This is a genomic window from Streptomyces malaysiense (assembly GCF_000980885.2).
Lineage (GTDB): Bacteria > Actinomycetota > Actinomycetes > Streptomycetales > Streptomycetaceae > Streptomyces > Streptomyces malaysiense.
On record NZ_LBDA02000019.1, the window covers coordinates 48944 to 61874 of the forward strand.

Annotated in this window: 14 protein-coding genes; all 14 read right to left on the reverse strand. The window is 68.9% G+C overall.

The window, feature by feature from the left end; all coding sequences use genetic code 11:
- Nucleotides 1-14: 14 nt before the first annotated feature.
- On the reverse strand, nt 15-461 hold the full coding sequence (locus tag VT52_RS10005; protein WP_046421579.1) for a DUF2550 domain-containing protein: 447 nt from the start codon (nt 459-461) through the stop codon (nt 15-17).
- A gap of 154 nt (nt 462-615) precedes the next feature.
- Complete coding sequence (locus tag VT52_RS10010) at nt 616-990, reverse strand: F0F1 ATP synthase subunit epsilon (protein ID WP_046421578.1); 375 nt, start codon at nt 988-990, stop codon at nt 616-618.
- A 110-nt stretch (nt 991-1100) separates the two neighbouring features.
- Nucleotides 1101-2537 (reverse strand): F0F1 ATP synthase subunit beta, encoded by a 1437-nt coding sequence (gene atpD / locus VT52_RS10015; RefSeq protein WP_046421576.1) that lies wholly within the window; start codon nt 2535-2537, stop codon nt 1101-1103.
- Nucleotides 2538-3455 carry a F0F1 ATP synthase subunit gamma gene (locus VT52_RS10020; RefSeq protein WP_046421575.1) on the reverse strand — a complete coding sequence of 306 codons (918 nt, stop codon included), beginning with the start codon at nt 3453-3455 and terminating at the stop codon, nt 2538-2540.
- A gap of 21 nt (nt 3456-3476) precedes the next feature.
- Nucleotides 3477-5069 (reverse strand): F0F1 ATP synthase subunit alpha, encoded by a 1593-nt coding sequence (gene atpA, locus VT52_RS10025; protein WP_046421574.1) that lies wholly within the window; start codon nt 5067-5069, stop codon nt 3477-3479.
- A gap of 160 nt (nt 5070-5229) precedes the next feature.
- Complete coding sequence (locus tag VT52_RS10030) at nt 5230-6045, reverse strand: F0F1 ATP synthase subunit delta (RefSeq protein ID WP_046421572.1); 816 nt, start codon at nt 6043-6045, stop codon at nt 5230-5232.
- Entirely contained in the window at nt 6042-6587 is a 546-nt protein-coding gene (locus tag VT52_RS10035; RefSeq protein WP_046421570.1) for a F0F1 ATP synthase subunit B, read from the reverse strand. The genes VT52_RS10030 and VT52_RS10035 overlap by 4 nt, the downstream gene beginning before the upstream one ends.
- A 41-nt stretch (nt 6588-6628) precedes the next feature.
- A complete protein-coding gene (gene atpE, locus VT52_RS10040) occupies nt 6629-6856 on the reverse strand; it encodes an ATP synthase F0 subunit C (protein ID WP_030386954.1) in 228 nt (75 codons plus the stop codon).
- Nucleotides 6857-6930: 74 nt separating this feature from the next.
- The gene (gene atpB, locus VT52_RS10045) at nt 6931-7770 is read right to left on the reverse strand and encodes a F0F1 ATP synthase subunit A (protein ID WP_046421569.1); all 840 of its coding nucleotides are present in this window, start codon (nt 7768-7770) and stop codon (nt 6931-6933) included.
- Between the two features lie 210 nt (nt 7771-7980).
- Nucleotides 7981-8421 (reverse strand): Cg1360 family ATP-synthase-associated protein, encoded by a 441-nt coding sequence (locus VT52_RS10050; RefSeq protein ID WP_046421567.1) that lies wholly within the window; start codon nt 8419-8421, stop codon nt 7981-7983.
- 301 nt (nt 8422-8722) lie between these two features.
- A complete protein-coding gene (locus tag VT52_RS10055) occupies nt 8723-10060 on the reverse strand; it encodes an MraY family glycosyltransferase (RefSeq protein WP_046421565.1) in 1338 nt (445 codons plus the stop codon).
- Between the two features lie 164 nt (nt 10061-10224).
- Nucleotides 10225-11463: a serine hydroxymethyltransferase gene (locus VT52_RS10060; protein ID WP_046421564.1), complete on the reverse strand. Its 1239-nt coding sequence runs from the start codon at nt 11461-11463 to the stop codon at nt 10225-10227.
- 124 nt (nt 11464-11587) lie between these two features.
- A complete protein-coding gene (locus VT52_RS10065; RefSeq protein WP_046421563.1) occupies nt 11588-12265 on the reverse strand; it encodes an arsenate reductase/protein-tyrosine-phosphatase family protein in 678 nt (225 codons plus the stop codon).
- Nucleotides 12262-12909 carry an L-threonylcarbamoyladenylate synthase gene (locus tag VT52_RS10070; RefSeq protein ID WP_046421562.1) on the reverse strand — a complete coding sequence of 216 codons (648 nt, stop codon included), beginning with the start codon at nt 12907-12909 and terminating at the stop codon, nt 12262-12264. Before VT52_RS10070 ends, VT52_RS10065 begins: the two co-directional genes overlap by 4 nt.
- Between the last annotated feature and the right edge of the window lie 22 nt (nt 12910-12931).

Below are 12931 nucleotides of genomic sequence, written 5' to 3' on the forward strand. Positions count from 1 at the left end.
CAGTGGGCGAGTGGCTACGCCACGTTCACCCGCTGTCCGGGCGGAGCGGCTTCCAGCCACGCGAGGAACCCGGTCAGCGCGTCCTCGCTCATGGCGAGTTCCAGGCGCGTGCCCCGGTGGACACAGGCGAGGACCACCGCGTCGGACAGCAGTGCCAGTTCCTCCTCGCCCTCGGGCAGCCGGCGGCCGGCCACCTCGATCTGGGCGCGTTCCAGGACGCGGCGGGGGCGGACGGCGTAGGAGAAGACCCGGTACCACTCGATGCGGTCGCCGTTGTAGCGGGCGACGCCGTAGCTCCAGCCCTTGCCGCCCGCGTCCGGCTTCTCGGCCACGCCCCACCGCAGGGAGCAGTCGAAGGTCCCGCCCGAGCGCTGGATCAGCCGGCGCCGCAGACCGAACAGAAACAGCCCGGCCACCACGAGCGCGACCACGATCCCGCACACAGTCAGAGCGAGGACCATCGGCACCGACCTCCTCGTCTCCTAGGTAGGGGAACTGCTTCTACTACTGAGTAATGAAACGGAAAAAACACCTACATCTGCCTCAGCCGCGACCGGCACCGGATTGCTCCGGGCCGGCCGCGGCTGAGTGATGTCAACGTACCGCGCGGCTGGTTCAGCGCGCGGCCGCCGCACGAAGTCGGACGTCCGCGCGGCGCTCGGCGGCGGCGTCGCCCTCCGCCTTCGCGCGCTCGAGCTCCCGCTCCGTGCGCTGGACATCGATCTCGTCCGACAGCTCGGCGATCTCGGCCAGCAGGGACAGCTTGTTGTCCGCGAACGAGACGAAACCGCCGTGCACCGCGGCGACGACCGTTCCGCCGTCACTCGTACGGATGGTCACCGGGCCCGACTCCAGCACACCGAGCAGCGGCTGGTGACCGGGCATGACGCCGATGTCGCCGGAGGTGGTGCGCGCGACGACCAGGGTGGCCTCGCCGGACCAGACCTGGCGGTCCGCGGCGACCAGCTCGACGTGCAGCTCAGCAGCCAAGAGTGGCTCCTCGGGTCACCACCCGGCAGGGGTGCCGGGTGTTGGGGTCAATTCTAGTGGGCGTTGCGGAGGGGGCGGGACGCGCCCGCCCCCTCCGAAGAGCACGGGGCTCAGGAGACGCCCAGCTCCTTGGCGTTGGCCTTGAGGTCCTCCAGGCCACCGCACATGAAGAACGCCTGCTCCGGGAAGTGGTCGTACTCGCCGTCGCAGATCGCGTTGAACGCGGTGATCGACTCGTCCAGCGGCACGTCCGAACCGTCCACGCCGGTGAACTGCTTGGCGACGTGGGTGTTCTGGGACAGGAAGCGCTCCACGCGACGGGCGCGCTTGACGACGAGCTTGTCCTCTTCGCCGAGCTCGTCGATACCGAGGATCGCGATGATGTCCTGCAGGTCCTTGTACTTCTGCAGGATGTTCTTCACGCGCATGGCCGCGTTGTAGTGGTCCGCGGCGATGTACCGCGGGTCCAGGATCCGGGACGTCGAGTCCAGCGGGTCCACGGCCGGGTAGATGCCCTTCTCCGAGATCGGACGGGAGAGAACCGTCGTCGCGTCGAGGTGGGCGAAGGTGGTGGCCGGAGCCGGGTCGGTCAGGTCGTCCGCGGGGACGTAGATCGCCTGCATCGAGGTGATCGAGTGACCGCGGGTCGACGTGATGCGCTCCTGGAGGAGACCCATCTCGTCGGCCAGGTTCGGCTGGTAACCCACCGCGGACGGCATACGGCCGAGCAGGGTGGAGACCTCGGAACCGGCCTGCGTGAAGCGGAAGATGTTGTCGATGAAGAACAGCACGTCCTGCTTCTGGACGTCACGGAAGTACTCGGCCATGGTGAGGCCGGCCAGCGCGACGCGCAGACGGGTGCCCGGGGGCTCGTCCATCTGACCGAAGACGAGGGCCGTCTTGTCGATGACGCCCGAGTCGGTCATCTCCTCGATGAGGTCGTTGCCCTCACGGGTGCGCTCACCGACACCGGCGAACACGGAGACACCGTCGTGGTTGTTGGCGACACGGTAGATCATCTCCTGGATGAGCACCGTCTTGCCGACGCCGGCGCCGCCGAACAGGCCGATCTTGCCGCCCTTGACGTACGGGGTGAGCAGGTCGATGACCTTGACGCCCGTCTCGAACATCTCGGTCTTCGACTCGAGCTCGTCGAAGTTCGGGGCCTTGCGGTGGATCGGCCAGCGCTCGCCCTCGTACTGCTCGTCGACGTTCAGCACCTCGCCAAGGGTGTTGAACACCTTGCCCTTGGTGAAGTCGCCGACCGGCACCGAGATCGGCGCGCCGGTGTCGACGACCTGGGCCTGGCGGACCAGGCCGTCGGTCGGCTGCATGGAGATGGTGCGGACCAGGCCGTCACCCAGGTGCTGGGCGACCTCCAGGGTCAGCGTCTTCTTCTCGCCGGCGTTGGCCGGGTCGGACACCTCGACGTGCAGCGCCTGGTAGATGTCCGGCATCGCGTCGACGGGGAACTCCACGTCGACGACCGGGCCGATGACCCGGGCGACGCGGCCCGTAGCCGTCGCGGTCTCAACAGTGGTGGTCATTTATCGGTCACTCCCCGCGGTCGCGTCGGCCAGGGCGCTCGCGCCACCGACGATCTCGCTGATTTCCTGGGTGATTTCGGCCTGGCGGGCCGCGTTGGCAAGGCGGGACAGCGTGTTGATCAGCTCGCCCGCGTTGTCGGTGGCCGACTTCATCGCGCGCCGCGTGGCGGCGTGCTTGGAAGCGGCCGACTGGAGCAGCGCGTTGTAGATACGGCTTTCGACATAGCGAGGCAGCAGGGCGTCGAGGACGTCCTCCGCCGAGGGCTCGAAGTCGTAGAGCGGCAGGATCTCGCCCTCGGACCCCGTCTCCTCGGCGACCTCGTCGAGGCGCAGCGGAAGCAGCCGTGCGTCGAGCGCGCTCTGCGTCATCATCGAGACGAACTCGGTGTAGACGATGTGGAGTTCATCCACGCCGCCCGCGGCCGTGTCCTTCTCGATGGCCTCGATCAGCGGCGCCGCGACCGTCTTGGCGTCGGCGTACGTCGGCTCGTCGGTGAAGCCCGTCCACGACTCCGCGACCTTGCGCTCGCGGAAGTTGTAGTGGGCGACACCGCGCCGGCCGACGATGTACGCGTCGACCTGCTTGCCCTCGCGCTCCAGGCGCTCGGTCAGCTGCTCCGCCGCCTTGATGGCGTTGGAGTTGAAGGCGCCGGCCAGACCGCGGTCGCTCGTGAGGAGCAGGACCGCGGCACGGGTCGGGTTCTCCGCCTCCGTGGTGAGCGGGTGCCTGGTGTTCGAACCCGTACCGACCGCCGTGACCGCGCGTGTCAGCTCGGTCGCGTACGGCGTGGATGCCGCCACCTTGCGCTGCGCCTTGACGACGCGCGAGGCGGCGATCATCTCCATCGCCTTGGTGATCTTCTTGGTCGCGCTGACGGATCGGATACGACGCTTGTAGACCCGGAGCTGGGCTCCCATGAGTCAGGTCCCTTCCTTACGTCACTTGGCGGCAGCGGCAGGAGTGTCCTCGCCGAGCAGCTTGCCGTCCGAGGTCTCGAACTGCTTCTTGAACTCGGCCACCGCGTCGTCGATCGCCTGGATCGTGTCGTTCGACATCTTGGCGCCCTCCTTGATGGAGGTCATCAGGCCCTGGTGCTTGCGGTGCAGGAAGTCCAGCAGCTCCCGCTCGAAGCGACGGATGTCCACGACCGGGACCTCGTCCATACGACCGTTGGTGCCGGCCCACACGGAGACGACCTGGTCCTCGGTGGCCATCGGCTGGTACTGGTCCTGCTTCAGCAGCTCGACCATGCGCTGACCGCGCTCCAGCTGGGCCTTGGAGGTCGCGTCCAGGTCGGAACCGAAGGCGGCGAACGCCTCCAGCTCACGGAACTGGGCGAGGTCCACACGCAGGCGGCCGGAGACCTGGCGCATCGCCTTGTGCTGGGCGGAGCCACCGACTCGGGAGACCGAGATACCGACGTTCAGCGCGGGACGCTGACCGGCGTTGAACAGGTCCGACTCCAGGAAGCACTGGCCGTCGGTGATGGAGATGACGTTGGTCGGGATGAACGCCGAGACGTCGTTGGCCTTGGTCTCGACGATCGGCAGACCGGTCATCGAACCGGCACCCATCTCGTCGGAGAGCTTGGCGCAGCGCTCCAGCAGACGCGAGTGCAGGTAGAAGACGTCACCCGGGTAGGCCTCACGGCCCGGCGGGCGGCGCAGCAGCAGGGACACGGCGCGGTAGGCGTCGGCCTGCTTCGAGAGGTCGTCGAAGATGATGAGGACGTGCTTGCCCTCGTACATCCACTGCTGGCCGATGGCCGAACCGGTGTACGGCGCCAGGTACTTGAAGCCGGCCGGGTCGGACGCCGGGGCGGCGACGATGGTCGTGTACTCCAGCGCGCCGTTCTCCTCCAGCGAGCGGCGAACGCCCGCGATGGTGGAGCCCTTCTGGCCGATGGCGACGTAGATGCAGCGGACCTGCTTCTTCGGGTCGCCGGTGCGCCAGTTGTCGCGCTGGTTGATGATGGTGTCGACGGCCAGGGCGGTCTTGCCGGTCTGGCGGTCACCGATGATCAGCTGACGCTGACCGCGGCCGATCGGGGTCATCGCGTCGACGGCCTTGTAGCCGGTCTCCATCGGCTCGTGCACCGACTTGCGCTGCATGACCGTGGGGGCCTGCAGCTCAAGGGCGCGGCGGCCGGACGTCTCGATCTCGCCGAGGCCGTCGATCGGGTTGCCGAGCGGGTCGACAACACGGCCGAGGTAGCCCTCGCCGACCGCGACGGAGAGCACCTCGCCGGTACGCGTGACCGGCTGACCCTCCTCGACGCCGCTGAACTCGCCGAGGACGATGGCACCGATCTCGCGCTCCTCGAGGTTGAGGGCGAGGCCGAGGGTGCCGTCCTCGAACTTCAGCAGTTCGTTGGCCATGGCCGAGGGAAGACCCTCGATCTTCGCGATGCCGTCGCCGGCAAGGGTGACCGTACCGACCTCCTCGCGCGAGGCCGCGTCCGGCTTGTACGACTGGACGAAGTTCTCCAGCGCGTCCCGGATCTCCTCCGGCCGGATCGTGAGCTCCGCCATCTGGGTTCCCTGCTCTCCTTGTTGGGCCCGAAGTTTCACTTTGGGGGGATGGGGACTCCCCCCAACAGGAGGTGAATCCTCTGCACGGCCCAACCAGGGCCGTATGTACGTACTGCTATTTCTCGGTATGCCGAGGTGCTGCGTCGCTGTCGCGGCGCCGCTAGCTCGCCATGCGACGGGCGGCCTCGTCCAGCCGGTCCGCCAGCGAACCGTTGATGACCTCGTCACCGACCTGGACACGCATTCCGCCGACGACGTCGGGGTCCACGTCCAGGTTGAGGTGGATCCGGCGGCCGTAGAGCTTGCCGAGGGCGGCGCCGAGGCGCTGCTTCTGGGTGTCGCTCAGCGGTACCGCCGAGGTGACGACCGCGACCAGACGGTCCCGGCGCTCCGCGGCCAGCTTGGACAGGGACTCCAGTCCCGCTTCCAGGCTACGACCACGCGGCGCGGCCACGAGGCGCACGACCAGACGCTCGGTGGCGGGCTTGGCCCGTCCGCCCAGCAGCCGGTTCAGCAGCTCGGTCTTGGCCCCGGCGCCCGCGGTGCGGTCGGTCAGGGCGGCGCGCAGCTCGGTGCTGGAAGAGACGATCCGGCCGAACCGGAACAGCTCGTCCTCGACCTCGTCGAGGTTGCCACGCTTCTCCGCGGCGGTGAGGTCGGCGATGTCCGCCAGCTGCTCCAGCGCGTCCACCAGGTCGCGGGGCTGCGACCAGCGGGCGCGGGCCATCCCGGCCACCAGGTCGGCGGTCACGCCGCTGACCTGGGCGCCGAGCAGGCGCTGGACCAGCTCGGCCTTGGCCTCTCCGGACTGCGCCGGGTCGGTGAGAACCCGGCGCAGGCCGGCCTCGCGGTCGAGCAGCGCGGTGACGGCCGCCAGCTCGTCGGCGAGCGAGGTCGCGTCCGCGGACGTGGAGTCCGTCAGCGCGTCGAGACGCTCCCGTGCGGCTGCCAGGGCCTCGCGGCTCGCTCCGTTCATCGCGCGGCCTCGGCCTTCTCCTCGAGCTCGTCGAGGAAGCGGTCGATCACACGGCTCTGCCGGGCGTGGTCCTCGAGGGACTCGCCGACGAGCTTGCCGGCCAGGTCGGTGGCGAGCTTGCCGACGTCCTGACGCAGCGTGGACGCGGCGGCCTTGCGGTCGGCCTCGATCTGGGCGTGACCGGCGGCGACGATCTCCTCGCGCTGCCGCTGGCCCTCGGCCCGCATCTCGGCGATGAGCGTGGCACCCTGCTCCTGCGCCTCCTGGCGCAGTCGCGCGGCCTCGTGCCGGGCCTCGGCGAGCTGGGCCTTGTACTGCTCAAGGACGCTCTGGGCCTCGGTCTGCGCGGCCTCGGCCTTTTCGATACCGCCCTCGATGGCCTCGCGACGCTCTTCCAGAACCTTGTTGATGTTCGGGAGGAGCTTCTTGGCGAGGAAGCCGAAGACGATGACGAAGGCGATCAGGCCGATGACGAGCTCCGGCCACGGCGGAACGAGAGGGTTCTCCTTCTCCGCCGCAAACTGAACCCATGCGTGGGTCATCTCAGTGCCTTTCGTCGAATGGGCTGTCGCTGTCGTTCGACTCAGGAGTAGACGAACGGCATGACGAGGCCGATGAGGGCCAGCGCCTCACAGAACGCGAAGCCGAGGATCTGGTTGGCGCGGATCAGGCCCGCGGCCTCGGGCTGACGCGCGAGGGCCTGCGTACCGTTACCGAAGATGATGCCGACGCCGACGCCGGGGCCGATGGCCGCAAGGCCGTAACCGACGGAGCTGAGCGAACCAGTGACAGCGGCAAGGGTCTGGGACATGCCAGTTCTTCCTTTTCTTTACGGACCGGTGGGGGTTGGCCACCGGACGACCAGGGGTTTCGGGGCGGTTTGGCTCAGTGGTGCTCGGCGAGCGCGCCCTGGATGTAGGAGCAGGTCAGCAGGACGAAGACGTATGCCTGGACGGCCTGGATGAACAGCTCGAAGGCGGTCATGACGATCGTCATCGCGAACGAGACACCGGAGTAGGCGATGCCGATGCCGTTCAGCATGTACCAGCTGGCGACCGTGAAGAGCACGAGCAGCGTGTGACCGGCGAACATGTTCGCGAACAGTCGCACGGCGTGCGTGAAGGGGCGGACCAGCAGGTTCGAGAAGAGCTCGATCGTCATGGCCAGCGGCAGCACCGGTCCGAGCGACTTGTCGTAGCCCGTGAAGTTCTTGAAGGCGCCGACGAAACCGTGCCGCTTGAAGGTGAGGGAGACCCAGAGGATGTAGACGATCGCCGCCAGGACGATCGGGTAGGCGATGATCGCCGTGACCGGGAACTGGGCGACCGGGATGACCGACCAGAGGTTCATCATCCAGACGAAGAAGAAGAGAGAGACGACCAGCGGGACGTACTTCTCGCCTTCCTTCTTGCCGATGGTCTCGTAGACGACACCGCGGCGCACGAAGTCGTAGCCGGCCTCGGCGACCATCTGGAGCTTGCCCGGGACGACCTTGGGCTTGCCGAACGCGGCCCAGAAGAAGCCCACGATGATGATGGAGCCAAGCAGGGCGAGCAGCATCGGCTTGTTGAAGTAAAAGCCGTGCGTGTTCCCCCAGATCGGCTCGAAGAGGAACGAGTGCAGGCCTGGAGCGACGGTCTCGAAGCCGCACCCGCTGAACAGGTGGCAGCTCGAGTCGAAAGCGAGCGTCTGCGTCGGATCAGCACTCACCGCGGGCTCCTTCATCGTGGCGCATAGGTACGGCAACCTCGTTGTGTCGGCGCGGCGTGCGGCCGCGTGTCGGCACGGGACTGGTGTGACGGATGTGGGGGCGGCTGGGGGGCATCTCGCCTCGCGATCGGACAGGCGTCAGCTCGGATGCCCGCGCCCGCGATGCCGCAGTTGGCACCGGACGATAGCAGTTAGCGCGCTGCGCCTTTATCCCGGCCCTACCTCTCACGACGAACGCCCTGTCTTTTCGGGCTTGTCACCCGAGGACGAGGCATCCGGATCGACGTAGAGGGTCTTGGCCTTCATGTGCGCACGCGTCTGTGCGCTGATCCACGCGAGGGTGGCGACCACAAGCGTGATGGCGAAGGCACGCGGGTTGAAGAGCGTGGTGTTCTTGAACAGGGCGACGAAGATGACCATCAGCAGCAGCTGAGCCGCGTAGAGCATCAGGCCCATCATCTGGAACAGCTGCGGAAATGACTTGGCGGTGCGCTGGAGCACGTAGAGACCGAGCCCCATGAACAGGATCACGACCAGCGTCGCGACGACGGCCCCGAGCGCTCCCTTGCCGCCCGCGACCACACCGCTGACGACGGCGGCGAGCGCGCCGACGACAGCCGTGGGCACGGCGGCCTGGGCCAGGATCCGGACGTCAGAAGACGGCATGGCGGCAACTCCGCTTTCACAGGGGGCAGGTGTCGTCATGGACGAGCGTAGTCCCGGGCTGAGCGATCGAGATCTCACACCAACGGACCGTCGCACTACGGTCCCTCGGCTCTATCCGGGGTTCTCGTGAACAGTATCACAAACTATTTGATGAGGTCTTTACCTGGTAGGTGTGCTTGCTGTCACACATGAGAGTGACTCTGCACGTCTGATCAGAAACACGGCCGCTTTGTCTGGTATTGGGGATCTTTGCTCCCCCACGACTTGGCAATGCTCTAGTCAGATTCTTACCTTGACCGTCTCAGGAACGGTCGGGAAATCGCCCACGAGTGCCGATTGCGGTCGCCCCGTTGACGCCGGACACACCGGCCGTGACGGGCGCGCGCTCATCGGACTCCGGTTCGGCGGGTCCGTCCTGCGCGGCCGCCTCCATGGCGAGTTCCGCTTCCGCCGCCGCGGCGGCGGCCGCACGCCGGCGCCGGTACCGGGGCGGCACGAAGCGCTGGGCCCACACGGGCACCCGCGGCGTGAAGCGCGGCAGGAGCAGCAGGACGAGGCCCACGGCGCTGAGGAAGACGACGCCGAGCACGATCCACATCGACGCCGAGTTGACCGAGTAGGCCAGCGCGCCGAAGGCGATCAGCGCCGACCAGAAGTACATGATCAGCACCGCGCGGCTGTGCGAGTGGCCGATCTCCAGCAACCGGTGGTGCAGATGCCCGCGGTCCGCGGCGAACGGCGACTGGCCGCGCCAGGTACGGCGCACGATGGCCAGCACCAGGTCGGCGGCCGGGATCGCGATGATCGTCAGCGGCATCAGCAGCGGGATGTAGACCGGCACCATCTGGTGCACCGTGGCGCGCTCGGAACCGGAGAACAGGTTCATCACGTCCGGGTCCACCTGGCCCGTGATCGAGATGGCGCCCGCGGCCAGCACCAGGCCGATCAGCATCGAGCCGGAGTCGCCCATGAAGATGCGCGCCGGGTGCATGTTGTGCGGCAGAAAGCCCAGGCACATGCCCATCAGGATCGACGCGAACAGGGTCGCGGGGGCCGCGGCCTCGATGCCGTACGACACCCAGACGCGATACGCGTACAGGAAGAACGCCACCGTCGCGATGCACACCATGCCGGCCGCGAGACCGTCGAGGCCGTCCACGAAGTTCACGGCGTTGATCGTGATGACGACGAGTGCCACGGTCAGCAGCGTGCCCTGCCACTGGGTCAGCGCCACGTTGCCGACGCCGGGGATGGGCAGCCACAGGATCGTCAGACCCTGCATCACCATGACGCCGGCGGCGATCATCTGGCCGCCGAGCTTGATCAGGGCGTCGATCTCGAACTTGTCGTCCAGGACGCCGATCAGCCAGATCAGGGCGGCGCCGGAGAGCAGGGCGCGCGGCTCGTTGGACTTCTCGAACACCCAGTTCAGGCTGGACAGGTGGTCGGCGACCAGCAGGCCCGCGCACAGCCCGAAGAACATCGCGATCCCGCCGAGGCGCGGAGTGGGCTCCCGGTGCACGTCCCGGGCCCGGATCTCCGGCATCGCCCCCGCCACGATCGCGAACTTCCGCACCGGCCCTGTCAGCAGGTACGTCACCGCGGCCGTGATGCAGAGCGTCAGCAGGTATTCACGCACGGGCTTCCCCACAGGTCTCGCTGGCCATCACAGCCCCACAGCCTAGCGGCGGGCGTATAGGGATGAGGACTTACGGGTAGCAAGGATGGTTGCAGACCTCGTTGTGACCTTCGCCGCGACCCCCGCCGCGGGCGGGCCGCGCCCGGTGGCGCGAGTACCTCCGATCAGCCCGGATACGGCGGGAAGGCGCCGGTCAGCTCGTGCACCTCGGCCCGCGCCCCGGCCGGTTCCGGGTGCCCGCGCACCACCGCGGCGAGCAGCTTCGCGATCCGCTCCATCTCCGGCTCGCCCATGCCCTGGGTGGTCACCGCTGCGGTTCCCAGGCGCAGGCCCCGGCCGTCGCCGTGCGGCAGCGCGCAGCAGTCCAGGACGATCCCGGCGGCGGCGAGCCGGCCGCGGGCGGTGCGGCCGTCCGCACCGAGCGGTGCCACGTCGGCGGTGATCAGGTGGGTGTCCGTGCCGCCGGTGGTGACGGCGAGTCCCTCCTCGGCGAGGTGGCCGGCCAGGGTGCGGGCGTTGGCGACCACCTGGTGCGCGTACGTGGCGAACGCCGGCGTCGCGGCCTCGCCGAACGCGACGGCCTTCGCGGCGATGGTGTGCATCTGCGCCCCGCCCTGGGTGAACGGGAACACCGCCCGGTCCACCCGCCCGGCCAGCTCCGCGCCGCACAGGATCATGCCGCCGCGGGGGCCGCGCAGCACCTTGTGCGTGGTCGCGCAGACGATGTCGGCGTACGGCACCGGGTTCGGGGCGGCGCCGCCCGCGACGAGGCCGATGGGGTGGGCGGCGTCGGCGATCAGATAGGCGCCGACCTCGTCGGCGACCTCACGGAAGAAGGCGTAGTCGATGTGCCGGGGGTAGGAGATCGAACCGCACACGATCGCCTTGGGACGGCGGTTGCGGGCCAGGTGGCGTACCTGCTCGTGGTCGATCAGCCCGGTCTCCGCGTCGACGCCGTACCCGACGAAGTCGAACCAGCGGCCGGAGAAGTTGGCCGGGGAGCCATGGGTGAGGTGACCGCCGTAGGGCAGGCCGAGGGCGAGGACGGTGTCGCCGGGGCGCAGCAGGGCGGCGTAGGCCGCGAGGACGGCGGAGGAGCCGGAGTGGGCCTGTACGTTCGCGTGCCGGGACCCGAACAGCGCGCACGCACGCTCCACGGCCAGCCGCTCGGCCATGTCCACGATCTCGCAGCCGCCGTGGTGGCGGGCGCCGGGGTAGCCCTCGGCGTACTTGTTCGCCAGCGGCGACCCGAGGGCGGTGAGCACGGCACGGGAGGTGAAGTTCTCCGCCGCGATCAGCTGGAGCGACGCCGACTGCCGACGCAGCTCCCCCATCAGGATCTCGGCCACCTCCGGGTCCTGCTCCCGCAGGACATCGGCCTCGTGCAGGGTGCTGACCGGCATGACGGGCTCCGGGCGGTCGACGGTGACGTATCCCCAATGTAGGCCGGGGTCGGTCGGAGGGCGCGGCGTCGGCCCGCCGTCCCGGCCCGGCGTCCGCGCCCCGGGAAGCTCACCGCGCCCGGCGCTACATCCGTGCCGGCACGCCCGTCAGCGCCGTCACCACCGGGTCCAGCGCGTCCCGTATCTCGTCGCCGATGGAACGGAAGAACGGCAGGGGCGCCCCGTAGGGGTCGTAGACCTCGTCCGCCTCGGCCGTGGGGGCCAGGAGCCAGCCGCGCAGGGCGGCGGCGGCGCGGACCAGGGCGCGGGCGCGCATGACCAGGCCGTCCTCCAGGGGCGGCAGCGTCACGGGGTCGATCGCGCGGACCAGGCGCGTGAACTCCTTGAGGGTGAATGTGCGCAGGCCCGCCGAATGGCCCATGGAGATGACCTGGGCGCGGTGGTCACGGGTCGCGGTCAGGACCAGGTCGGCCCGGATGACGTGGTCGTCGAGCAGTTCCCGGCCCATGAAGCCGGAGGCGTCCGCGCCGAAGTCGGCCAGCACGGTCTCCGCGTTGGCCTCCATGGGCGCGCCCTCATGACCCCATGTGCCCGCGCTCTCCACGATCAGCCCGCCGCCGAGCACACCGAGGCGCTCGGCGACGAAATGCCGGGTCAGCCGCTCGGTGATGGGCGAGCGGCACACGTTGCCGGTACTGACGTGGAGGATGCGGAAGGTGTCGCGCGGAAACCCGAACGTCGTCGTCTCCTCCGCGAGGCGCTCTCCGATGCCTATGCCACGCCCCGTTTCAGGGGCCGTCAATTCGCCACCTCAAGGTCGGGTACGACCTTGCGCAGCTCGTCCGCGGAGATGGCGCCCTCGCGCAGCAGCACCGGCACGTCGCGGGAGACGTCCACGATGGAGGACGGGACGTTGCCCGGGGTCGGTCCGCCGTCCAGGTAGACGGAGACGGAGTCGCCGAGCATGTCCTGCGCGGCGTCGCAGGTCTCCGGCGACGGGTGCCCGGTGAGGTTGGCGGAGGACACGGCCATCGGGCCGACCTCGGTGAGCAGCTCGATGGCGACCGGGTGCAGCGGCATGCGCACGGCGACCGTGCCCCGGGTGTCGCCGAGGTCCCACTGGAGGGACGGCTGGTGCTTGGCGACCAGCGTCAGGGCACCCGGCCAGAACGCGTCGACCAGTTCCCAGGCCATCTCGGAGAAGTTCGTGACGAGGCCGTGCAGGGTGTTCGGGGAGCCGATGAGCACGGGAGTGGGCATGTTGCGGCCCCGGCCCTTGGCGGCGAGCAGATCGGCGACGGCCTCGGAGGAGAACGCGTCGGCGCCGATGCCGTAGACCGTGTCGGTCGGCAGCACCACCAGCTCGCCCCGGCGGACGGCGGACGCGGCTTCGCGCAGACCCGTCGCGCGGTCGGTCGCGTCGTTGGTGTCGTATCGCCGTGCCATCTAACGGGCCTCCTCGTACACA